The organism is Priestia sp. AB (genome assembly GCF_028369225.1).
Lineage (GTDB): Bacteria > Bacillota > Bacilli > Bacillales > Bacillaceae_H > Priestia > Priestia megaterium.
This window is the reverse complement of the sequence record NZ_JAQMYN010000005.1, coordinates 285,827-309,050: the sequence shown is the minus strand read 5'-3', so window position 1 is coordinate 309,050 and position 23,224 is coordinate 285,827. Positions and strand designations below refer to the sequence as shown.

The window sequence follows — 23,224 nt, the reverse complement described above, 5'->3', positions numbered from 1 at the left end:
TTTATCCCTCCGTTGCTTATGAGTTCATATCTTTTGGTGCCGGTAACATACGAATATCGTCTGTTGTTTCTTTTTCTGTCTCTTCTACTTCTACTACTGCATCTTTACGAACATCACGTAGGAAGAAACTTAAAATCAATCCAATAATGGCAATAATAACTGTCCAATAAAACGCGTCGTTAATTCCTTGTACAGTTGCTTGCGCTTGAACTTTTCCAGCTAATGTTGTTAAAGCTTGTTTTTGCGCCTCTGTTTGAGAAAGGTGAAGCGTTTGAGCAATCTTTTGCACAAATGCCTGGAAGTTATTCATAAAGAATGGATCGGATGTAGTCATGGAACTGCTCATTTCATTCACATGATATGTTGTGCGATTTGTAAAGATTGTAGTCATTAAACTGATACCGATTGAACCACTCACCTGACGAAGCGTGTTCGCCATTGATGTACCATGGCTGCTTAATTTTGCCGGCAGCTGATTTAAACCAGCCGTCATAATTGGCATCATCAATAATGACATACCGAATGCACGGATCATATAAATAATAACAATATGACTAAATGGTGTTTCAAGCGTTAATTTTGTAAATTCAAATGTTGTCACAACTGTAATCAACATCCCGACAATCCCTAGTGGACGCGGTCCTAATTTATCAAACAGCGTACCAGAAATTGGTGACATAACTAACATAACAAGTGCACCAGGCAAGATTAATAAACCTGAATCAAATGCTGAATAGCCACGGATGTTTTGCAAGTAAATTGGCAATAAGAACATACCAGCATACATGCTGATTGTAATGGCAATACTAATGATATTAGATAATGAGAAAATACTGTATTTAAATACTCTCACATCAAGTAATGGACTCTTAAGTCGAAGCTGCTGCACGACAAAGATGATTAATAAGACAATACCGCCAATCATCGTTGACAATACAACTGAATCCGTCCAGCCATCGTTTCCAGCTTCACTGAAGCCGTATAGAAGTAAAGCCATACCTGCAAGAGATGTAAACACAGAAATTAGATCTACTTTTACATTTTGAGGCGGTTTAATATCTTTTAATTTAAAAGCTGCAATAATAAGTACGAGTGCACCTAGTGGCACCATTCCCGTAAATAAAATGTGCCAGTCATAGTTTTGAATAACCCATCCTGAAAGCGTTGGTCCAATTGCTGGAGCGAACATCATGGCTAAACCAAAGATACCCATTCCTTTTCCGCGCATATGAGGAGGGAAAATAAATACGATAATGGTCATAACTAGAGGTGCTAGCACTCCGCCTCCGACTGCTTGAACCAGACGTCCAATTAGCATAATCGAGAAAGTAGGCGCAATCCCGCAGATAAGTGCACCTATTGTAAAGCAGGCCATTGCAAATAAGAATAAGCGACGAACTCCAAAACGTTCAATTAAATAGGCTGATAATGGAATAAGTGCACCATTGACAAGCATATATCCTGTAAGCAACCACTGTGCGGTATTAGCCGTAACGCCAAACTCTGTAATCAGATGCGGAATCGCAACATTTAGCAGCGTTTGGTTTAAAATTGCTAAGAACAATCCAAGCATAAGTACGACTAGCAGCGGGATATGCTTTTTAACTGAGCTTTCCTCTGGTTGTATCGTGTTTGCTGACATCAGTTCCTTCCTCCTTTCTTCTCTTCTTAATCATGTACGTTCTTAGTTTTTAGAGATTTTAACTTCTGCGTTCATACCTGGTAGTACGTTTTCAGAGTAGTTAGAAATAGAGATTTTAACAGGAACTGTTTGTGATACTTTCGTATAGTTGCCGTCTGAATTAGAACTTGGCATTAATGAGAAAATTGAGTTTGTTGCATAACCGATTTCTTCTACTTTTCCATCGATTGTTGTTTTAGTATCTCCGTCAACTGTTACATCAACGTCATCGCCAGCTTCAATATCTTTTAATTTGTCTTCTTTAATGTTTGCAATGATGAATAAGTTATTCATATCTACTTCGCTAGCAATTTGTTGACCAGCTTGAACCATTTGATTTTCTTTTACCTGTGTTTTGATGATTTTACCGTCTTCTGGTACTGTAACTGTTTTTTCTCCATCTTCTGATTGGATTTTAGCTACCTCATCATCTTTTGAAACATCTTTACCTTCTTCAACGTTCCAGCTTGCTACTGTACCTGCCGCTGGCGCTACTACTGTATAAAGGTCACCGGACACTTTTGCATTGTCTGTGGATACATAATTAGATTTTTGAATATAATAGTATCCCCCACCAATAATTAAAGCTAATACTACAATAATTCCGATAAAGTTCATTAAAATTAAACGCCCTCTTGACATTTATTTTACCTCCTTAATATTTCATTCAGTTAAGTATTACGCTAGATAACTTTATCACAAAGATATTTAGTTGTAAATAACTTTGTTTTTAATTTATTTTTAAAACTAAACATTTATGTTTCATAAAGTTTTCCCGACTGAATACTTTACTACATCTTTAACTGAAATACAACTTAAAAGTTTTGGTTTCTTTACAAGTACTTTACTTTACTTTAAAGTTAGATATATAAGCATAGGGTTATACACAAAAACAGCTTCTTTTTTCGGAACAAACTCCCTATATACATAAACCACAATAGGTAACTAGCAGCAATTGTTTAACACCTATAATGATAAAGAAAAGGTGATTATAATGGATCAGCAGTTAATAGATAAACTAGAAAAACTTGACCAAGTTAAAACCTCATTATTTGAACTCAAGCGAAAGCTCTTGGAAGATAAAATCAGTGAGCAGCCCTATAATTTGACCATTACGAAATTTTTAATTCTAAAATTCATTGGAGTCAGCTCTAAACGTATGGTAGCTGAAATTTCTTCAAATCTAAAGCTAACCTCCGGAGCTACTACCATTTTATTAAATCAATTAGAAGATGATGCACTCATTAAGCGCGTACGTGACCAAAAAGACCGCCGAATTGTATGGATATCCTTAACAGAGGCTGGCGAAACATTAGTGAACTATGTAATTGAGCAGCGAAATTTATTTTGGCAAGACATGCTTTTTGCACTAACTCCTGAAGAACAGGATGAGTACCTCCGCATGCTTGAAAAAATGGAAAAACGAATTAGACAAACTGTAGATCGTTAATGCTAAAAAGCGTGTGTTCATTTATTTATGGACACACGCTTTTTATAACCCGCTACTATTGACGAGTTTAAGAAGCTTTTTGTTTGCTGTCTTTAAAATTCAGGATTATTTTTTAAAAAACCATTCCAAGCCTGTGCTGTAGCTTTCTCAATTTCTTCTTTGGAAGCATGAAGCCTCTTAGCGCTGTCTCCATAGCCAATTTCGATTTTACCTTTTTTCAATTCTTCAAATATCGAATCAGCAAAGTCATCAAGCGGTGCTCCAAATGTATGAAGTCCCGGTCCTCCTAAATCCGTGTTCACGGCTGGAGGAAGAATTTCTATCACTTCGGTATTTGTTTCTTCTAATTGATGTCTTAGACTAATCGTAAACGACCTCAACGCCGCTTTTGTTGCGCTGTAGATTGGTACCCATGCTCCAGGTGTTAAAGACAGCCCGGACGTTACATTAATAACCGCAGCACGTTCTTGCTGAACAAAATGAGGAACCAATAACGACGTTAAATGAATAGGAGCACTTACATTACTCATTAGTTCTTTTTCGTAATACTGCCACTCTTCGTGCATGTGTAAAAGATTTACGCGCTGCTGAATGCCTGCATTATTCACAATAACATTTAATTTCGGGAACCTTTCAGTCGCCCATTTTACTAGCTCTACTCTGCTTTCTTCCATTGATACGTCGCACACTTTTGTATGTAATGAAGGGAATCTTTCTTTTGCTTCTTGCAGCTTTGACTCCCTTCTTCCACAAATAATGACTTCATTTCCTTCATTTAAAAACCGTTCTGCAAGCGCCAACCCAATTCCGGACGCTCCGCCCGTAATTAAAATAGTGTTTCCTGACATCTTCATTACTTTTCCTCCTCGTTCAACTATCAAATTTATTTGTTAATAAACAAAGCGCTACTGCATGAATGACAATAGCGCTTTGTTTATTATTTATCTTACAAGACGTTTTAGTCTTGCTTTAAAATTAAAAGTCAAATTTATCTGGATCTGGACCTACGCGATGATTTTGATTTAATGCGTTAATTTTTTCAACTTCTTCTTCATTTAATTCAAAATCAAATACGTCTGCATTTTGGATAATACGATGTTCTTTTGTTGACTTAGGAATAGTTACTACTTCGTTTTGCAAGTCCCAACGTAAGATAACTTGAGCAGTTGATTTTCCGTGCTTTTCAGCAATTTGAGTTAACACTTCGTTATCAAGCAGCTCACCTTGTGCAAGCGGTGACCATGCTTCCACTTGGATTCCTTGTTTTTTGCAGTATTCACGCACTTCTGTTTGTGTTAAAAGTGGATGAAATTCGATTTGGTTTACCATCGGCTTGACTTCTGCATCTGCAATCAAGTCTTCTAAATGATGTACTTGGAAATTCGATACGCCGATTGCACGAATTTTCCCGTCTTTATAAAGCTTTTCAAGTGCTTTCCACGTATCTTTATACTTACCTTCAACTGGCCAGTGAATTAAGTATAAATCTAAATATTCAAGACCTAGCTTGTTTAAGCTTGTTTCAAACGCTTGAATAGTTGTGTCATATCCTTGATCTGCATTCCATACTTTTGATGTAACAAACAGTTCTTCGCGAGAAACACCTGATTCTTTGATCGCTTGTCCCACGCCTTCTTCATTTTCATAAATTTTAGCCGTATCAATGCTTTTATATCCAGCTTTGATTGCATATTTAACTGAATCTACAACTTCTTGACCATCTTCTACTTTATAAACACCTAAACCTAACCAAGGCATTTTAACGCCGTTTGCTAAGGTCGTAGTTGACTGTAAGTTTTCCATGTTGCTGTTCATCCCCTTTTTTACTATTGAATTATTCGTAAAGAGTAATTGCTTGTGAAATTTGTTCTGCACACTGTTTAACAAGTGCAGCATGTTCTTCGTCTTTCTCTTGTGAAATACGAAGGGATGGACCTGATAAAGCAATAGCCGCCATTATTTTTCCTTTTCTGAAAATAGGGGCTGCAATACAGCGAACGCCCGGCTCCCGTTCTTCATCATCGACAGCATATCCTCTTTCCTTACTTAAAGCCAAATCAGCTTCAAGCTCGTCCAGCTCGGTGATCGTTCGATCTGTATAAGCTTCAAGCGAAAGTTCATGAAGAATAGATTTTTGTACGCTGTCCTCTTGATAAGCAAGAATACACTTTCCAATAGCATTTGCATGAAGCGGCTTTTTATTTCCTACTTCGGAATGCGTACGAGTGCTATATTGCCCGTTGACCACCTGAGTTGTAACCATTTGTTTATGATGGAGAATTCCCGCGTAAATGGTCTCTTTGGTCTCTTCACTCAGCTTCTGCATAGCAGGAACAGAGAGCCAATTCATTTCATAGTTCGTATGCATCGTATTTTGCACGAGTGCCAGCACCAGTTGTGGTGAAACCGTATAGCGGTTAGACGGGTTTCTTACAATAAATCCGTTTTGTTCAAGCGTGCTCACAAGACGATACATCGTACTCTTATTAAAACCGAGCGCTTCCATCATTTCTGGAATAGTCATATTCGGACGGTTTAAAAGCAAAGAGAAGATATCTAATCCTTTTTTTAAAGTTCCAACCTCGGACATGCCCTTCTTCCTCCTTTTATCCGAACCACAATTTTATTATAAAGCAAAGCTCTTTATCGTATCAAATAAGGAAACTCACCTAAGGTTTTTCCCCATAAGAGAGAATATATGGCGTAATTGTTCTTCTTAATCTATTCCACTGTTTTTTCTATTTAAACATAAAAAAGCCTTAACAATAGAATTTTTTTACAGTTTTTTAAATTAGTTTTGCTTTTCACTCGTTAACTTCTTCAAATCGCTTCAGCTGCTCCAGCTGATTTTCCTTTTTCATAATTTCTTTCTGACGCTCACCTAGTAAATCGAAATGAGGATAGCCGGATCGATTATCAATATACTTAGCGGGAATACCATACTTTTTTCCCCACTTAATCAGCTTATTTAAGTCACTGCAACCTACTTTTGTTACAGTAGTTGCATGTGGAAAACGCTCATCAAGCCAATAATGAGTTAAAAATGCGATCTCTCCTCGCTTAACAGCTGCTTTCCATGCGTTTAGTTCCGGGCGTTTAATTCCAAATGCCATTATTTCACCTTTTCTCTTTTATACTAAGTAGTCACATGATTTGTTTGCTATAAAGAAAAAATATCATTCATATAGAAATCTTTCATAATATCTTGTCTATTTATAACCATCTCTAAATAATAGCGTACTTTCTCAACCTGTTTCCTATCTAAACATTATTGTGTGCATATGATTTTATCATTATCTTCTTTTCTTTTTCAAAAGATCAAACAAAAAAATAACGCCTAAATAATAAAGAAAAGCCTTATATGTAAAAGAAACTAAGGATTAATTTCAATATTTCTTTTTCGAATGATTCTTCCTTTGTATTGAATGTTGTTCTTTTTTTATTATGGCAGTATGCATTTATTGTGAACCTTCAGTATATTAAAAAACTTATACAGTTACCATTCTCACAAAAAGACAGAATTTACTTTTTATTCCGAAAATAATATAATTCAAGTGATATGAAGCTTTTCGCTTCATCTATTTATTATCAAAGGGGGAATTCTGCTTGGCGATGAATGAAAATTCTTTAAAGAAGGTAAACAATGCTTCTTCCTCTCCTAATTACACAGAAATTGCACAGTCTGCTTCATTTCAAAAGCTTTTGAAACAAAAACGCAATTTTATTTTACCGCTCTCTCTGTTTTTTCTTGCTTTTTATTTTACCTTGCCTATTTTAACGGCTTACACAACCGTCTTAAACAAACCAGCTTTTGCTTCTATGACCTGGGCGTGGGTATTTGCTTTTGCACAGTTTGTGATGACCTGGACCCTATGCATTTTATACACAAAAAGAGCCTCGAAATTTGATGAACTTGTTGACACGATTAAAAAAGAAGCTGCAAATTAAATAGGGGGTTAAATGAATGAACGTACTAGCTTTTTCACTTTTTTTAGCCATTGTAGGTCTTACGCTAATCATTACGTATGCGGCATCCAAGCGGACAAAAACGACCAGTGACTTTTATACAGCAGATGGAAGTTTAACCGGCTGGCAAAACGGTATGGCGATTGCCGGAGATTATATGTCTGCTGCATCATTTTTAGGTATAGCTGGAATGGTAGCGCTTTCTGGATTTGACGGTTTTTTTTACAGCATCGGCTTTTTAGTTGCCTACCTGGTTGTGTTATACATTGTAGCTGAACCACTTCGCAACTTAGGAAAGTACACGATGGCAGATATGATAGCAGCTCGTTTTAACGAAAAGAAAGTGCGAGGAGTTGCTGCGTTAAACACGATCACCATTTCCATTTTTTATATGATTGCGCAGCTTGTTGGAGCAGGAGCATTAATTCATTTATTACTTGGTCTAGATTACGTGTACTCTGTCTTGATTGTCGGCGTCTTGATGACGGTTTACGTTGTATTTGGAGGAATGACAGCGACTAGCTGGGTGCAGATTGTCAAAGCCTTGCTTCTGATGATTGGTACGTTCATTATTTCCATTATCGTATTTTCAAAATTTGATTTTAGCTTAGCTAAAATGTTTTCCGAGATGAAAACTGCAACTCCTCTTGGTGACGGCTTTTTAAATCCAGGAAATAAATTCAAAAATCCGCTGGACATGATTTCGTTGAATTTAGCTCTTGTTCTTGGTACAGCAGGCCTGCCTCATATCCTTATTCGTTTCTTCACAGTAAAAGATGCCATCACCGCAAGAAAGTCTGTTATTTATGCAACGTGGATCATTGGCGTTTTTTACATTATGACAATCTTTTTAGGATTCGGTGCTGCTGCTTTTGTAGGATATGATGATATTATCAAAGCAAATGCAGCAGGAAATATGGCGGCTCCTCTGCTCGCTCAAGTTCTTGGCGGAGACTTTCTTTTTGCGTTCGTTTCAGCTGTAGCATTTGCTACAATTTTAGCTGTTGTAGCCGGACTCGTGCTCTCAGCAGCTTCAGCATTCGCGCACGACTTCTATAGTCATATTCTGCGTAAAGGAGCTGCTACTGAAAAAGAACAGGTAGTGGCTGCACGATGGGCTTCTATTGGGGTATCCATTTTATCTATTATTCTTGCATTATTTGCTCAAAACATGAACGTGGCATTTTTAGTGGCACTTGCGTTTGCGGTAGCAGCGAGCGCTAACTTGCCAATTATTCTTCTCACTATTTTTTGGAAACGTTTTAATACAGCAGGAGCAGTCACTGGCATGCTGGTTGGACTATTCAGCTCCCTGTTTTTAGTTGCCATTAGTCCAAACGTGTGGGCACCTGAGCCGGGAGCTGCTATCTTTGTAGGTGAACCGCTCATTACGCTAACAAACCCTGGTATTATCTCTATTCCTCTAGGCTTCTTAGCTGCTTTTATAGGAACACTTCTTTCGTCTAAAAAAGCAGACGAAAAGAAATTTGATGAGATTTTAGTAAAAGCAAATACAGGTATGGGAATCGAAGAGCCCGTCAAACATTAATGCCAAAAAGCCTTGAAGCACTTTGCTTCAAGGCTTTTTACTAGAATAAATCTTCTTGTAAACCAATAGCGGAAATTTGTTCATTTCTAAACTTTACAGCTAACATATGCTCTTCTTCCCACGTACATTCAAAAAACAAACCAAGTTCTCTTGTATCATGAGGTGCTTCAGGAACAAAGATTTGAATACACTCAACTAAAAACCCGATGTCTTTTCGCTTTTTTACATTCGGAACTAATAAGTCTACCACGTCTTTTTCAACTTGAGTTCTGTATTCATCTCGCACCTGTTGATAATAATCAAAAAGAGCTTTTTCCGTCCTCTTTAACAATAATTCACCTTGAAGCCAAAATGCTTGAAAGGCCTCCTCTTGTCGTTTTTGAAATGGCTTCTCTTTATCTCCATCAATTGTCAGCAACACCTGTTGTTTTTGTCCAAAGAAAGTGACCTGTTTTTCTCCAACCCAGGCCGAGTCATATAACAAAGATCCAAAAAGCGGATGATGTACTCGTAATGTTTGATTCATTGCATACCTGACCCTCTCAAAAAGTGGATTTCTGCTTGCATTGGCGTATAATAAATGGTGCTTGAAACAAACTTCTAAACTTATTCTATGTTACCATATTTTTTACAGAAAGGAGTGCCACAATGTGTGAATACAATTAAATCTTTGTACCCTTACTTAAAACCTTACAAATGGCTCGCGCTGTTTGCCCCGCTGTTGATGGTAATTGAAGTGTTAGCTGACCTTCTTCAGCCTACTATTATGCAGCATATCATTGATTATGGCATTGCAAACAACGATCAAACATATGTTATCACTCGAAGCATCCTTATGCTTATGTTAGCAGTCATTGGCTTAGCTGCCGGTATCGTCTGCGCCATCCTTAGCACAAAAGCGGCAGTGAATTTTTCTACCGATATTCGGAAATCGCTTTTTGAAAAAATTGAAAACCTCTCAAACAGCAACAGAGACAAACTAGGGACTGGTCACTTAATTACCGTCATGACAAATGATGTAACGAGTGTTCAAAACGCATTGAATATGACGCTAAAAGTATTAGTTAGAGGTCCTTTACTTTTTGCAGGAAGTATTGTGATCGTGTTATTAACCGCTCGTTCTTTGTTTCCTATTATCGTCGTGGTCGTCCCTATTTTATTTTTATGCATTTGGTTTGTGATCACGAAAGCTGGAAAACTTTTTAAAAAAGTTCAGCAAATCGTTGATCGTGTAAATACAAAAGTCCAAGAAAATTTATCAGGGATGCGTGTAGTAAAAGCGTATGTAAGAGAATCGTATGAAATTAATCAGTTTAAAGAAGCAAACAGTTCCTTGACGCGAGCTAATATGAGTGCTGTTCAGCTTATTTCGCTTTTAATGCCCGTTATTTTATTTGTAGTAAATATCGGAATGGTAGCTACTCTATGGCTGGGAGGACTTCAAGTCGAAGCAGGAAAAATTGAAGCAGGTGTGATTTTAGCTTTTATTAATTACTTAACGATTATTTTAAACGGACTTATGTCAAGCAGCATGGTGCTGATGCAAATTACACGCGCATTCCCTTCAGCTGAACGAATCGATTCTGTTTTAAAAACAAAAATAGACATCCCTCCAGCAAACTCTGCTGCTCAAATCAACAGACTTAAAGGTGATCTATCGTTTCAAAACGTTACATACAGCTATAGTAAAAATGGCGAAAACGTATTAAAAAATATTTCGTTCACTGCTAGACACGGAGAAACCATTGGCATTATCGGCTCTACTGGAAGCGGGAAGTCGACGCTTGCAAAACTTATTTCCCGCTTATATGATCCTGATGACGGCGAAATCTTCGTAGATGGAAAAAACCTTACGGACTATGACGTAAAAGTGCTTCGCTCATCCATTGGGTTTATTCCTCAAAAAGCTACGCTGTTTACCGGCACGATTGATATGAATATTCGAATGGGAAAAGATCAGGCTTCTTCCTCAGAAATTGAAGATGCTGCGGATTTTGCATGCGCAACGGAGTTTATTGAAAAACTTCCAGAAAGATATGAGTATCCTTTAACGCGAGGAGCAACCAATTTATCAGGAGGGCAAAAGCAACGTCTTTCAATCGCGCGTGCATTTGTTAGAAAGCCCGCTATCCTGGTCATCGATGATGCAACTTCGGCATTAGACGCTGTCTCAGAAGCGCAGGTACTAAAACATTTAAAAGAAGAGTTTGCTGATGCGACCGTTATCATTATTGCTTCTAAAATTTCGTCTCTTCTCCACGCTGATCATATTATCGTCATGGATGAAGGCAAAATTGCTGAACAAGGGACTCATGAAGAATTGCTTCGTTATCGCTCTCTTTATTACGACATTTACCTTGCACAAGGCGGAAAAGAGGTGTTGCCTAGTGAATAACCAAGGTAAAAATCAAATGAGCTCTATTCGCGGCCCTAGAGGAATGATGAAAGGCCCTGTAGTTAAGCCAAAAAATGCGAAAAAAACACTGTACAGAATCTGGTCATATATGGGGAAACGAAAACCTCCGCTTGCAGCTGCGATAATCTTAGTTATTGTGACTTCCCTGCTTAATTTATTAGGCCCTTATTTAATTGGGGTTATTATTGATGAGCATATTATTCCCAAAGATATCAGCGGAACGATACGAATGTCCCTTATTCTTGCAGGAATTTATATTACGACATCTTTGTTAACATGGCTGCAAACCTATTTAATGGTGAACGTTTCGTTTACGACTATTGGAATGCTTCGACAAGATTTATTTGCAAAGCTTCAGACTCTCTCCCTTCGCTTTTTTGACAAACGAGCTCACGGAGAGTTAATGAGCAGAGTCACAAATGATATTGATAATCTAAACAGCGCTCTGAGTCAAAGCGTTATTCAGGCTCTGTCCTCTATTTTGTCTTTAGTCGGCATTACCATTGCGATGTTCTCGCTCAACTGGATTCTTGCCATTATCACGCTGATTGTTATTCCCTTGATGGTTATAATCGTTCGACAAATATTAAAACGAAGCAGTGAAAATTTTGTCAAACGCCAAAAAGACTTAGGCGAGCTAAACGGCTTTGTAGAAGAAGCAATCTCTGGAGGAGAAGTTGTTACGCTTTTTAGTAAGGAAAAAGACTTTTTAACTGTTTTTAATGAACGAAATGAACAGCTGAGAAGTTCAGCAACAAAGGCGGAAACATTTTCAGGCTTTTTAGGTCCTGTCACAAACTTTATTAACAACTTAGGCTTAGCACTAGTGATCGGAGCGGGCGCATTTATGGCTGTTCAAGGTAGCGTTACAGTTGGGATGATCGCTTCATTTGTTAACTACTCACGTCAGTTCTCTCGCCCAATCAGTCAAATGGCAAACTTAGTAAACACCATTCTTTCGGCTATTGCCGGCGCAGAGCGCGTGTTTGCGATTATGGATGAGCAGCCGGACGTCACAAACAAGCTAAACGCTCTTTCTGTTACAAAATTTGCAGGAGACGTTGCTTTTGAGAACGTATCATTTGGCTATAACGATGAAAAAATGATTTTAAAAAATGTTACACTGACAGCAAAAAAAGGTGAAATGGTTGCTTTGGTCGGTCCGACAGGTTCTGGTAAAACAACCATCATTAACTTGCTCACACGATTTTATGACATCTCAAACGGAGACATTAAAATTGACGGACGTTCCATCAGTGACTATAACATTCATGATTTACGAAACCGAATCGGCATTGTTCTTCAAGATACCTATTTATTTTCCGGTACGATTGCGGATAACATTCGATTTGGCCGGTTAGATGCCAGCGACGAAGAAGTAAAAAGCGCCGCAAAGATGGCCAATGCTCATTCGTTTATCAAACATTTGCCTCAGCAATACAATACCGTGATTTCAGCTGGCGGAGGAAATTTAAGTGAAGGTCAAAAGCAGCTTTTATCGATTGCTCGAGCCATGCTTTCTGACTGTGATATTTTAATTTTAGACGAAGCTACTTCCAACATTGATACAAAAACAGAAATTGATATTCAACGAGGAATGAGTAATCTATTAAAAGGAAAAACAAGCTTTGTCATTGCCCACCGCCTTAAAACGATTGAAAATGCAGATCAAATCCTTGTCTTAAAAGACGGACAAATTATTGAAGAAGGAAATCATCGCGAGCTGCTAGAGAAACAAGGGTTTTATCACAAGCTCTATACGCAGCAGTTTACGATTTAAAAGCGGCTAAAATAAAAAGTATGTTAGTTTAAGGAAGGTCCGAACGAGTACTCGTTCGGACCTTTTCATTGTGTTGGTAAACGTAGGGTTCATCCAGTTAGTTGCTTCTAGCTGTTGATTGGAGGGCAAGGCGAAGACTCCTGCGGGAACAGCGGAAGGGATGAGACCCCGCAGGAGCGCAAGCAACGAGGAGGCTCAGCGGCCGCCCGCGGAAAGCGAAGCCTTGCACGGAAATCAACAGCGGTGTAATAAATGGTCGATACGAGCTCATTTATTCCATTTGTTTGTCTTTAGATTGAATTGATGTAGTTATGTCTCAATCTCTTTTTCGTTCTATCATTTATCTATTACAGCTACAATTTTCCCTTTTACTCGACGAGTCGCCAGTTCATCTAATGCTGCTGGCACTTCTTCTAGTGAAATGACTTTTTCCACGAGTGCATTTAGCGTATTTTCTTGTAAAAGCAAAAGCATTCTATTTCCCATCTCAGCAAGTTTTTGCTGTTCTTTTACGTTATTAGACTGATGTACACTTCCTAATGCAACTTGATGAAACGATAGTGGGTGCGCAAACGAAATCGCATCGTTTACATTAGGCGGTCCTGCGATGAATGCAATTTGACCATTAAAAGCAAGAGCCTTTACCGACTCGTCTGCATTGTCTCGACCAACGGTATCCAAGACTAAATTTACACCGATTCCATTGGTAAGCTCCAGCACTTTTTTCACAAAGTCTTCTTTACGGTAGTCGATTACATAATCAGCACCTAAACTTTTTACGAACTCATGATTGGCAGAAGATGCGGTTGTGAGCACTGTAAGGCCTGCATTTTTGGCAAGCTGAATGGCAAACCCTCCAACCCCTCCAGCACCTGCGTGAATTAAAATCGTTTGCCCTTTTGAAGCGTTCATTTTATGAAACAATGCTTGATATGCTGTATATCCCGCACATGGAATAGCCGCAGCGTCTTCGAATGAAACCCCTTGCGGAATAAGAGAAACTGTGTGGGCTGTTGTCACTCCGTATTGTGCAAACCCGCCTTTTTTTGATAAATCGCTATGATATACAACGCGGTCTCCGACTTTGACAGTTGTGACTTCTTCTCCCACTTCCTCGACAACGCCCGCTGAATCAAGTCCTAATACGTGAGGATATGTCCAACTAGGATTACCGCCGTTTCCTGTTTTATAATCTACAGGGTTCAAAGCAGTAGCTTTAATTTTAACTAAAATTTCACCTTTAGCTGGATGCGGCTTTTGGATATTTCCGACTTTCATCTCACTTACTTTCCCTTTGCCTTCTAGCAGTAAAGCTTTCATCAAGATCTCCCCTTTTACATTTCTTCCTTCAATTAAAAGTTCTTTTTCAGTATAATAAATACATGTTGTTTACAAAAGACGGCACTTTCATGTAACCAGGTACCTTACCGGTAACCTAGGTCTATGGATATTAAATTATTATATCCATATTTCATATCTGTTTATGAATGGAGGATTAACGGTGAAAGCACCCCACTATAATGTACCTGTTGAAGCAACGCTTGAAGTAATTGGCGGTAAATGGAAAGTCGTTATTTTATGCCTATTAAAAGAAGGTGAAAAACGTTTTAGTGAACTTCAGCGAGCTATGCCTGCTATTACCAAAAAAATGCTGTCTCAACAGCTAAAAGAATTAGAAAAAGACGGTGTGGTCAATAGAAAAGTATACAATGAAGTTCCTCCTAAAGTAGAGTACTCACTCAGTGAAGAAGGCGAAACCTTACGAGAAATTTTAAATATGATGTGCGCATGGGGAGATAGAAGAATGGGAAACACCCCAAATTGCAGCTAAGTTCTCCTAGCGGCTCTGTTAAAACAAACGAATAGCTATTGCCAGAAGCTATTCGTTTTTGTTTTATCTATTCTCCTACTCTTTCTTGCGATTCGCCCCTGTGTAAGAACATCTGACAACACTATAGAATTCTTTCGCATTTTCAGCTATGATGATGTCGAACGATGCAGCCAGAATTGTCGAAATAAAACTCAAGAATGATAGGTGATTCAATGATGCAATTAGGTTTAGATTTATCCCAAAAACAACTATTAAAATTGGCCATGACACCTGAATTACGTCAGTCTATCAACATTTTAAATTATTCTACGGCCGATTTAGTTCATTATCTTCATCAGCAAGTCAATGAAAATCCTGTAATTAAACTGTCTGCTGGCGACTCTCAGCAAAAAGATTCATTTGATACTCGAGAACAGCGTTCATATTCAAAAGGTTATACCGATGACGAGTATAATCCGTTTAATTATATATCTGATCAAACTGTGACATTAGAGAGTCATTTATTAGAGCAACTGTCTATGCTAAATCATTTACACACACACCAAAAACACATCGTTCAATTTCTAATTGGAAACTTAAATAAAAACGGCTTTTTAGCAATTGAGCCAAAATTGGCAGCCGAACTGCTGAATGTTTCAATTAACGAAGTCAACGATATGATTCACGTTTTACAAAGCTTTGATCCGATTGGCGTGGGCGCTCAAAATTTTGTCGATTCACTGCTTATTCAAATTAAGGCCAAAAAGTCAAAGCCTCCTCTTTTATACGACGTGGTAAAACACAATATTGAAGATATTGCCAACAAAAAATATCGGAACATTTCAAAAAAATACTCTATTTCGATGCGTGAAGTACAAGAAATTGTTGACTGCTTGCGGACATTAAATCCTCGTCCAGCAGGAGATTTCCATGTCCCGCTTACGAAGTACATCTCGCCTGATGTAACGGTACAAAAAGTTGACGGCCGCTATCATGTTATTCTTCATAGCGAGCTGCTTCCGCCCATCGAAATTAACGGCACCTACCAAAAGCTGGTTCATCGCTCTGCATGCGTAACAACCGATCGATACGTACAGGAAAAAATTCATGAAGCTACTTGGCTAATCAATAGTATTGAGCAGCGTAATGCGACGATTTACAACGTGTCCAAAGCCATTGTGGAACATCAGCAAGATTTTTTTGAAATGGGTATTTCGGCGCTAAAGCCGCTTACCTTAAAAGATATTGCTCAAAAAATAGACTGTCACGAATCAACGGTAAGTCGTGCGACTAACGGAAAGTATATTCAAACGCCACGCGGGCTGTTTGAGTTAAAATACTTTTTCACCAATTCTTTAGAGCGAACTGATGGCGAACAAAGCAATTCTACTGCCTTTATAAAAGAAAAAATCAAAACATTAATTGCCGAAGAAAATAAATTAAAACCTCTTTCAGATCAAAAACTCATGTCTCTTCTTTCCAGCGAAGGAATTCAAATTTCAAGAAGAACAGTAGCTAAATACCGTGAAGAAGCAGGAATTGAAAGTTCTTCTAAGCGGCGACGATTTTAATATTGCTTATTCTAAATTACAGCTTTATCCCTACTAAAAAGAACCCGTTGATTTTACTCAACGGGTTCTTTTTATCGGTTTCCAATAAATAAAAGCCATATGATATTGATACGTATATTCATATGTGCCATTTATTTTCTTTACATACTGTAAAATAATCTTCTCAGTTTCTAACTTGTCAATATCTTTAGAAAGCACCTTTGTCGAGTTCTTTTTGATGAGATCTTCGTACGTCTCATAGGTTACCGTTTTGGTTATAGGAACCAGCTTACAATCTGCGTAAATACCCAGTTCATATAAAATATTTAGTAAGTCAATATATTCCTTACGGCGCCATTTAATCTCGTACCCAAGCTTTCTATGTAACTCTACGTAGTGAGGCTTTTCTGGACCTGTTGACATGCCTATAACCGCCAAACGATTAGCCGAATCATTCATATTTAAGAGACCATCGACAATATTATGCATACGGTAAAAACAGTTTATTCCTACTACGGCATCGTAGTTATCTGTTAGACGCTCATACTCCCATTTACCTTCTATGAACTTTAGATTAGAGCGGGCATCTGATTGCGTTTGTAAGTAGCGAATAATGCTTGGCGAACAATCCATACACGTAAGTTCTTTTACACAATCAGCAATCGAAAACGTATAATTTCCCCAGCCAGGGCCAATTTCCATAACAGAGTCATTTGGATTCAAAAAAGCAAGAAGTTCTTGTTGAAGTTGTTTTACTACAGGGTCATTTACTGAATTAAAAGACATTTTCTCTAAATACTGCTGCCAAAATTCATCTTCAGCTCGGTCGTTTATCATCCGTTCCGATATTGAACCGTCCCATTCTTTCAGCCCTTCTTGCCACTTTTTTACACGATCACTTTCATATACCGAAAATTTTGTAAGCTGCATGCCTTCACGTTCCCCTCTTTTATACGTAAACCTATACTATCATAAAGAAAAAGAGAGTTCCTTTTTAAACTGGAACTCTCTTTTTATGTTAGTTAAATTATGCTGCTGCCTCTTCCTCTGTGTGATGCTTCTCTTTTCTAGCATTGATATAAAACATTATCAATGAAAGAGTGATGAAGATTGCTGCAAAGATTCCAAGTACGCCAGCCTGATGCCATACATAACCGAAATCATCACCAATTGAAATGATTTCACGGAAACCGCGAATTGCATAGGTCATAGGCAAGTACGGATTAATTACCTGGAAGAATTCCGGCACAAGTGCTTTAGGGAATGTACCTGCACTGCCGCCAATTTGAAGCAACAGAATAATGAAGGCTAAATACTGCCCTACTTTTCCTAACCCTGTTGTTAAGAACAAGATAAGTGTAAAGAACGTCACACCTGTAATCATGGTAAAGATATAGAAGTGCCAAATGCTTGTTACGTTTAAATGCAAGCCCCATAGAAGAGCTGTAACAGCAATCGCTGCCTGCAGCATACCTACAATAGTGATGACACTAAACTTACTTAGGAACCACGAAATGCCTGATGTCGGTCGAATTGATGGCTCTTTCATTGGATATACCGCTGAAAACATTAACGTTCCCGCAAACAAGCCAATACATAAGATGTATGGAGCTAATCCGACACCGTACTTATCTACGTTGTTTTGTTTATCTGATTTTAAATCCGTCGGATTTGAAAACATGCTATATGTTTTATCATCCGCTTTAACATCTTTTGCATCTTTTGCACCATCTGCTAAAGATGAATGAAGCTCGCTTGTTCCATCTGATAATTTAGATGAACCATCATATAGTTTGGACGAACCATTTGTTAACTCTTTAGAACCATTTGCTAATTTGGTTGCCCCGTTTTCTAGCTGTGTTAAACCATTTGCTAGCGCTGCGCTTCCTTGTTCAGACTTCTTAAGTCCATCCACAATTTGCTGCTGCCCGTCAGCAAGCTTTCCAGCTCCTGTATGAGCGTCAGCAATACCGCTGTTTAGTTCCGCAAATTTGCTGTTGAACTGCTTTTCTCCGTCTGCTAGTTTAACAGCACCGTTGTATAATTGAGTTTGGGCATTATATAATTTTGTCTGGCCATTGTACAGCTGACTTTGTCCATCAGCAATTTTATTAATAGCGCTTTGAATATCTTCTCCGCCTTTAGAGAGCTTTTGAAGAGCCGCAGATAACTCTTGCACTTTATCTACTTTTGCTTTTAACTGCTCTGCTTTTTGCTGCTGTTCATCCATAAACTGCTGAGACGTGAGTTTTTTAATTCCTGCAATCAGCGTTTGTTTTTGCTCATCAGGAATGGACTCGCTGCTGTTAATGCTGTCAATGAGGGCTTGCTGCTGCTGTTCAAACTCTGCTTTTTTTGAATCAACCTGCTGTTTAATCTGCGTAATTTCCTGTTCCGCTTGATTAATTTGCTGCGTAACGCTGCTCACTTCAGCGTCCACTTGATTTAAGCCGCTTGTAAACTGCGGTAGTTTCCCTTGAAGTGTCTTTGTTCCTTCATTGAGTTGCTGTGTTGCTCCTTGCAGTTTTGCAGTTCCGTCTTGTAGTTGTCCTAATCCATTGCTAAGCTTTCCTGCACCTGTTTCAAGTTCTTTAGAAGCTGCATAAAGCTGTCCGCTCCCACTTTCTAACTTCCCTAAACCGCTGTTTAGGCTACCTAAGTTTTCATTAATTGTGTCCGCACCGTTTAGTAGCTTAGCTGCACCAGCATTTAAATCTGTTGCTCCTTTTCTTGCATCCGTTAACCCATTTGCTAATTTAGCTGTACCGTCTTCGAACGTAACCGTGCTGTCTGCTAATTTTTTCATGTTATCTCGCAGCGTTTTCGAGCCATTTTCTAGCTCTCCTGCACCGTCACTTGCTTTTTGAAGACCGTCCGCTACTTGTTTAAAGCTGTCAAATACCGTTTCAGCATACTGCTTTGTGACTGCTTCTTTAATCTGATCATTGATTTTAGCCACTGCATTTGAGCTAATTTGAGCGCCTGAATAGTTCTTTCCGGCATTTGTATGGTAGATAAATTTCATTTTTTTAGGATCTTTATCCATTAATGTTGTTGCATTTTTGGAGAAATTCTTTGGAATTTCCAAAACTAAATAGTAGTCCTCATTTTTCAAGCCTTCTAACGCTTCTTCTTTGTTCGTAAATTTCCAGTCAAATTTATCGTTTTTCTTTAAATCATCAACAAAATCACGACCGACATTCAATTTCTTTCCATCTAACGTAGCACCTTTATCTTCATTTACCACTGCAACTGGAATTTGATCTGTTTTTCCATATGGATCCCAGTAAGCAGATAAAAAGATGACATTATAAAGTAATGGAACAAATAACAATCCGCAAATCACAACAATAGTCATTGGTTTGGAAAAGATTTTTTTCCATTCTCCTTTAATCATATTCATGTTTTTTAGCCTCCAATAATCCTTACTTCCGCCTGACTGTTTGACCGAAAAACATTTTCGGTCATTAAGTTCTGATTAATGTTACCATATTCACAAGAATAAGGTCAATCGTTATTCTGTAATTAAAAGCTGATTTTTAGCAGAAAGTTTAAAATCAGCTTTTTAAGATAACGTTCACACTAAATATCAGGCTTAAATCATGAGCTTCATTCGCATCGTTCTTAATAAATGCCCGTCAAATTCATCATCAAATTCATCCACAAGCTGGAAACCTTTTGATTGATAAAATGCACGGCCTATTCCGTTTTCCCTTTCTACGTTAATGTAAACGATTTTTAATTCCTTCGAGCGCTTCATTCCTTTTTCTAACAATTGCGAACCGATTCCTTTCCCTTGATAAGCAGGAAGTATATAGATAGATCCTAGTTCTATTTCCCCTCTGTTTTGTAGTCGGAAAAAGTTAGCGTACCCTACGATTTTCTCATCAATAGTTGCTACATAAATGAACGAATTGCGCAAGCGCCACAGCAGCCTTTTATTGGAGTATGCTTCTGAAAGAAACCGATTCTGAACGCTTCTAGGAATAATTCCTTCATATGTATCATACCAGCTCATCTTTGCGACGTATTGAACAGACGTAATATCTTCTTTTCTCATTTTGCGAATGATTATCTCCACTCACATCCCTCCTGACAATTTGCTGCTAAAATCGTACATAATTTCACCTGAAAAATATAGTTATAAATATATATTTTTAATTGTAACGCTCTAGAAGCATTGATTGATTTTAGAACCTTATGTATAATCGAGATAGATACAAATTGAAAATGATTATCATTAACAGGAGTGCTGAATGATGAATTTAACTACCGTGAGTATTGGCGACAAAGTAAAAGTTAAAAACATTGAATTTTTAGATAGATCATTAGAACGCCGCCTTCTTTCTTTTGGAGTAAAAAAAGGCTGCGAACTATGCATGAAGCAAAAAACCATCTTAGGGGGACCTTGTATTATTGAATGTCAAGGTCAAATGATTAGCATCCGAAAACGCGATGCGGCTAAAATTGAGGTTGAGACAGCATGAGTACAATTGCACTTTTAGGAAATCCAAACACAGGAAAAACTTCTTTATTCAATATATTAACAGATTCCTATGAATACGTAGGAAACTGGAGCGGTGTAACCGTGGAAAAGAAAGTTGGGTCTATTAAAAAGCAAAACAGCCAGCTGGTTGATTTGCCGGGTGTGTATGATTTTACTCCTCTTTCTTCCGATGAAGCAGTGGTAACTAACTTTTTGTTAACCGGAGAATTTAACAGTATGCTGAATATTGTAGACGCTTCTCAGTTTGAAAGAAGCATGCATCTCACTATTCAAGCCTTGGAATATGGAAAGCCATTAGTAATCGGCTTAAATATGATTGATGTAGCGGAAAAACGCGGATTGACTTTCCATTTGGAAAAGCTTAGCAAATCATTACATATTCCAGTTTCTGCAATTATTGCCCGCAATGGAAAAGGAATTAATGAGCTTCTCTCCACTTTGAAGCAAGATTTAAAAGCCCCGTTATTTCAATTAAATTATGGGGAAACCGCTGAACAAGCAATTCATATGATTCAAACAAAAGCGGATGTCAGCAGATGGATTGCCATTCAATTTTTAGCGGAAAATAGCGTAATCGAATCAACGTTAAAAGAAAAAACGAGTTACTCAGAGCTGCTTGAGCTTCGAAAAGCAGCTGTACAAAAATTAACCAAGCCGCTTAGCGAGCATTTCTTCGACGTGCGTACAGCATTTATCGAGCGCATTTCCAGCGAGTGTATCATAAAGGGCAGCGAAACATCTCTAACCTTCACAGATCGAATCGATCGAATTGTGACGCATAAGTGGCTTGGTCTCCCTATTTTTCTTGGCTTAATGTATTTGATTTTTAATATTACGTTTACTTGGATTGGCGTTCCTCTTTCTGATAAACTGGACGGTTTTTTTGGCGGAACGCTTAGTAAAGGCGCTGATTCTCTTTTAAATGCAGCTGGTGCTGCTCCATTTATTCATGATTTAATTGTGGACGGCATCATCGCAGGCGTAGGCGGCGTACTAGTATTTGTACCACAAATCTTTGTCCTGTTCTTTTTCATTTCACTGCTTGAAGATTCAGGATACATGGCTCGAATTGCTGTAGTAATGGATCGTATCATGGAATTTTTCGGTTTGAACGGAAAAGCATTTATTCCGATGATTATTAGCTTTGGATGTAACGTACCGGGGATCATGGCCGCACGTACAATTGAACAGCGAAAAGAGCGTCTTATGACCATTTTAGTAAATCCATTTATGAGCTGCTCAGCACGCCTTCCTGTATACGCTTTGTTTGTAGGTGCGTTTTTTGTGCAAAACGGAGCAGCTGTGGTGTTTTCTATGTACTTGCTTGGCATTATTTTAGCACTTGTTGTAACGAAAATTTTATCAGTAACGCTTCTTAAAGACGAACAATCAACTTTTATTGTTGAACTTCCTCCTTACCGCGTACCTCAAGCCAAGACTCTTTGGAGAAGCACGTGGGAAAAAGGCCGAAATTTCGTCCGAAAAGCAGGTACGGTTATTTTAGCTGGCTCTGTATTTATCTGGCTATCATCTTACGCTGGCCCTGGCGGTTTTGGAGTAGATATGGAAAATAGCTTTATGGCTATTATTGGAGGTGCTATCGCTCCGCTATTTATCCCTTTAGGTTTTGCGACATGGCAAGCTGTAGCATCACTGATTACAGGCTTCCTAGCAAAAGAAGTGGTTGTTTCGACTATGAGCATCATTTATAAAGTACAAGAAGGACAGCTTGGCGACACAATGAAGACATTCTTTACACCGCTAACAGCCTATACGTTTATGGTGTTTGTTCTTCTTTATGTTCCGTGTCTAGCAACCGTCGCTGTTATTCGACGAGAAACCGGCTCATTGAAATGGACGGCATTTGCTGTGGCCTACCCTTTGGTTGTCGCTTATCTCGTAGCTTTGCTTGTACACACTATTGGAAAAGTACTTGGTTTTTCTTAAAAGGAGTGAATAACATTGATTATTAACATTTTAATTGGGATTTTAATATTTGGATATGCCCTTTATCATATGACAAAATTCTTCCGCAAGAGTACTCAGGGAAAATGTGCAAGCTGCGCACAGCAATCTTCTTGTGCAACGGATGATTGCGGTATTGACTGGGATAAAACGATTCAAGAGGCTCAAAATCAATCATCTTAATACATTAAAAAAGCATCCTGATAGATGGGATGCTTTTTTAATGTTACGCAACTAGTTTTAAAATGAGATGAGAAAGGACTTCCTTTTCCTCTTCACTGCTGACTTTCCATAATTCATGAAGGACTTTTTCTTCTCGGTTTCGAGGCTCCTCATTTTTGGCTAAATAGCTAGCCACTTTTTTTGTAGCAGCTGCTAATTGTTCCTCATTTAACCCGAGCTTTTTACCGACATGGACTTTTTGAGTTAAATAATCAGTAAACGTATCAAAATTCTGCAAAATTGCTTCTTTTTTCTCCGTCCCTAAATTATCTACCGTTTCTTCAATTTTATTCATGTCTTTTGTAATTCCTTCATTCATTTGACTCAC

At 38.2% G+C, this 23,224-nt stretch carries 23 protein-coding genes; 11 read left to right on the top strand and 12 right to left on the bottom strand.

Annotated features, from left to right (window positions below; translation table 11 throughout):
* Nucleotides 1-16: 16 nt before the first annotated feature.
* Both POF52_RS17630 and POF52_RS17625 read right to left on the bottom strand, forming a co-directional pair.
* The gene (locus POF52_RS17630) at nucleotides 17-1,642 is read right to left on the bottom strand and encodes a DHA2 family efflux MFS transporter permease subunit (protein WP_013081936.1); all 1,626 of its coding nucleotides are present in this window, start codon (nucleotides 1,640-1,642) and stop codon (nucleotides 17-19) included.
* Between the two features lie 42 nt (nucleotides 1,643-1,684).
* Nucleotides 1,685-2,323, bottom strand: a complete 639-nt coding sequence (locus tag POF52_RS17625; RefSeq protein WP_271993712.1) for an HlyD family efflux transporter periplasmic adaptor subunit — start codon at nucleotides 2,321-2,323, stop codon at nucleotides 1,685-1,687.
* 352 nt (nucleotides 2,324-2,675) lie between these two features.
* Here POF52_RS17625 and POF52_RS17620 point away from each other — a divergent pair, with 352 nt between their 5' ends.
* On the top strand, nucleotides 2,676-3,131 hold the full coding sequence (locus POF52_RS17620; protein ID WP_016763199.1) for a MarR family winged helix-turn-helix transcriptional regulator: 456 nt from the start codon (nucleotides 2,676-2,678) through the stop codon (nucleotides 3,129-3,131).
* A 92-nt stretch (nucleotides 3,132-3,223) separates the two neighbouring features.
* On the opposite strand, the gene POF52_RS17615 is transcribed toward POF52_RS17620, so the two are convergent.
* The 4 genes from POF52_RS17615 to POF52_RS17600 form a co-directional block, all read right to left on the bottom strand.
* Nucleotides 3,224-3,985 carry an SDR family oxidoreductase gene (locus tag POF52_RS17615; RefSeq protein WP_074893987.1) on the bottom strand — a complete coding sequence of 254 codons (762 nt, stop codon included), beginning with the start codon at nucleotides 3,983-3,985 and terminating at the stop codon, nucleotides 3,224-3,226.
* A gap of 121 nt (nucleotides 3,986-4,106) precedes the next feature.
* Nucleotides 4,107-4,934: an aldo/keto reductase gene (locus POF52_RS17610; protein ID WP_271993709.1), complete on the bottom strand. Its 828-nt coding sequence runs from the start codon at nucleotides 4,932-4,934 to the stop codon at nucleotides 4,107-4,109.
* Between the two features lie 31 nt (nucleotides 4,935-4,965).
* Nucleotides 4,966-5,721, bottom strand: a complete 756-nt coding sequence (locus tag POF52_RS17605; protein WP_014461387.1) for an IclR family transcriptional regulator — start codon at nucleotides 5,719-5,721, stop codon at nucleotides 4,966-4,968.
* 214 nt (nucleotides 5,722-5,935) lie between these two features.
* Nucleotides 5,936-6,244: a hypothetical protein gene (locus POF52_RS17600; RefSeq protein WP_013055618.1), complete on the bottom strand. Its 309-nt coding sequence runs from the start codon at nucleotides 6,242-6,244 to the stop codon at nucleotides 5,936-5,938.
* A 499-nt stretch (nucleotides 6,245-6,743) separates the two neighbouring features.
* On the opposite strand from POF52_RS17600, the gene POF52_RS17595 reads away from it, so the two are divergent.
* Together POF52_RS17595 and POF52_RS17590 are read left to right on the top strand one after the other, a co-directional pair.
* A complete protein-coding gene (locus POF52_RS17595; RefSeq protein ID WP_042452898.1) occupies nucleotides 6,744-7,079 on the top strand; it encodes a DUF485 domain-containing protein in 336 nt (111 codons plus the stop codon).
* Nucleotides 7,080-7,095: 16 nt separating this feature from the next.
* Nucleotides 7,096-8,646, top strand: a complete 1,551-nt coding sequence (locus POF52_RS17590; RefSeq protein WP_013081928.1) for a solute symporter family protein — start codon at nucleotides 7,096-7,098, stop codon at nucleotides 8,644-8,646.
* Nucleotides 8,647-8,686: 40 nt separating this feature from the next.
* On the opposite strand, the gene POF52_RS17585 is transcribed toward POF52_RS17590, so the two are convergent.
* Nucleotides 8,687-9,172: a DUF6985 domain-containing protein gene (locus POF52_RS17585; protein ID WP_013055615.1), complete on the bottom strand. Its 486-nt coding sequence runs from the start codon at nucleotides 9,170-9,172 to the stop codon at nucleotides 8,687-8,689.
* Nucleotides 9,173-9,298: 126 nt separating this feature from the next.
* On the opposite strand from POF52_RS17585, the gene POF52_RS17580 reads away from it, so the two are divergent.
* The 3 genes from POF52_RS17580 (at nucleotide 9,299) to POF52_RS17570 (ending at nucleotide 13,091) form a co-directional block, all read left to right on the top strand.
* The gene (locus POF52_RS17580; protein WP_271993706.1) at nucleotides 9,299-11,041 is read left to right on the top strand and encodes an ABC transporter ATP-binding protein; all 1,743 of its coding nucleotides are present in this window, start codon (nucleotides 9,299-9,301) and stop codon (nucleotides 11,039-11,041) included.
* A gap of 16 nt (nucleotides 11,042-11,057) precedes the next feature.
* Nucleotides 11,058-12,842 (top strand): ABC transporter ATP-binding protein, encoded by a 1,785-nt coding sequence (locus POF52_RS17575; RefSeq protein ID WP_271993896.1) that lies wholly within the window; start codon nucleotides 11,058-11,060, stop codon nucleotides 12,840-12,842.
* Nucleotides 12,843-12,956: 114 nt separating this feature from the next.
* Nucleotides 12,957-13,091, top strand: a complete 135-nt coding sequence (locus tag POF52_RS17570) for a hypothetical protein (protein ID WP_013081924.1) — start codon at nucleotides 12,957-12,959, stop codon at nucleotides 13,089-13,091.
* 87 nt (nucleotides 13,092-13,178) lie between these two features.
* Here the strand turns inward: POF52_RS17570 and POF52_RS17565 are convergent, their stop codons facing one another.
* Nucleotides 13,179-14,162 carry a zinc-binding dehydrogenase gene (locus POF52_RS17565; RefSeq protein ID WP_271993704.1) on the bottom strand — a complete coding sequence of 328 codons (984 nt, stop codon included), beginning with the start codon at nucleotides 14,160-14,162 and terminating at the stop codon, nucleotides 13,179-13,181.
* Between the two features lie 163 nt (nucleotides 14,163-14,325).
* Here POF52_RS17565 and POF52_RS17560 point away from each other — a divergent pair, with 163 nt between their 5' ends.
* Complete coding sequence (locus POF52_RS17560) at nucleotides 14,326-14,673, top strand: winged helix-turn-helix transcriptional regulator (protein ID WP_034668472.1); 348 nt, start codon at nucleotides 14,326-14,328, stop codon at nucleotides 14,671-14,673.
* A gap of 212 nt (nucleotides 14,674-14,885) precedes the next feature.
* Nucleotides 14,886-16,223, top strand: a complete 1,338-nt coding sequence (gene rpoN, locus POF52_RS17555; RefSeq protein WP_271993700.1) for an RNA polymerase factor sigma-54 — start codon at nucleotides 14,886-14,888, stop codon at nucleotides 16,221-16,223.
* 57 nt (nucleotides 16,224-16,280) lie between these two features.
* Here rpoN and POF52_RS17550 read toward each other — a convergent pair whose 3' ends face one another.
* From POF52_RS17550 to POF52_RS17540, 3 genes are all read right to left on the bottom strand, one after another.
* Nucleotides 16,281-17,132, bottom strand: a complete 852-nt coding sequence (locus tag POF52_RS17550; protein WP_271993698.1) for a class I SAM-dependent methyltransferase — start codon at nucleotides 17,130-17,132, stop codon at nucleotides 16,281-16,283.
* A 97-nt stretch (nucleotides 17,133-17,229) separates the two neighbouring features.
* Nucleotides 17,230-19,605: a YhgE/Pip domain-containing protein gene (locus POF52_RS17545; protein ID WP_271993696.1), complete on the bottom strand. Its 2,376-nt coding sequence runs from the start codon at nucleotides 19,603-19,605 to the stop codon at nucleotides 17,230-17,232.
* 192 nt (nucleotides 19,606-19,797) lie between these two features.
* Nucleotides 19,798-20,283 (bottom strand): GNAT family N-acetyltransferase, encoded by a 486-nt coding sequence (locus tag POF52_RS17540; RefSeq protein WP_271993694.1) that lies wholly within the window; start codon nucleotides 20,281-20,283, stop codon nucleotides 19,798-19,800.
* A 175-nt stretch (nucleotides 20,284-20,458) separates the two neighbouring features.
* Between POF52_RS17540 and POF52_RS17535 the strand changes: the two genes are divergently transcribed.
* Genes POF52_RS17535 through POF52_RS17525 form a run of 3 tightly spaced genes read left to right on the top strand, consistent with a single transcriptional unit; the run spans nucleotide 20,459 to nucleotide 22,857 of the window.
* Nucleotides 20,459-20,689 carry a FeoA family protein gene (locus POF52_RS17535; RefSeq protein WP_013055605.1) on the top strand — a complete coding sequence of 77 codons (231 nt, stop codon included), beginning with the start codon at nucleotides 20,459-20,461 and terminating at the stop codon, nucleotides 20,687-20,689.
* Nucleotides 20,686-22,656, top strand: coding sequence for a ferrous iron transport protein B (gene feoB / locus POF52_RS17530; RefSeq protein ID WP_271993692.1), 1,971 nt, complete (start codon nucleotides 20,686-20,688; stop codon nucleotides 22,654-22,656). Before POF52_RS17535 ends, feoB begins: the two co-directional genes overlap by 4 nt.
* Before the next feature lie 15 nt (nucleotides 22,657-22,671).
* Nucleotides 22,672-22,857, top strand: coding sequence for a FeoB-associated Cys-rich membrane protein (locus tag POF52_RS17525; RefSeq protein ID WP_271993691.1), 186 nt, complete (start codon nucleotides 22,672-22,674; stop codon nucleotides 22,855-22,857).
* 43 nt (nucleotides 22,858-22,900) lie between these two features.
* Here POF52_RS17525 and POF52_RS17520 read toward each other — a convergent pair whose 3' ends face one another.
* Nucleotides 22,901-23,224 (bottom strand): DUF3243 domain-containing protein, encoded by a 324-nt coding sequence (locus POF52_RS17520; RefSeq protein WP_271993689.1) that lies wholly within the window; start codon nucleotides 23,222-23,224, stop codon nucleotides 22,901-22,903.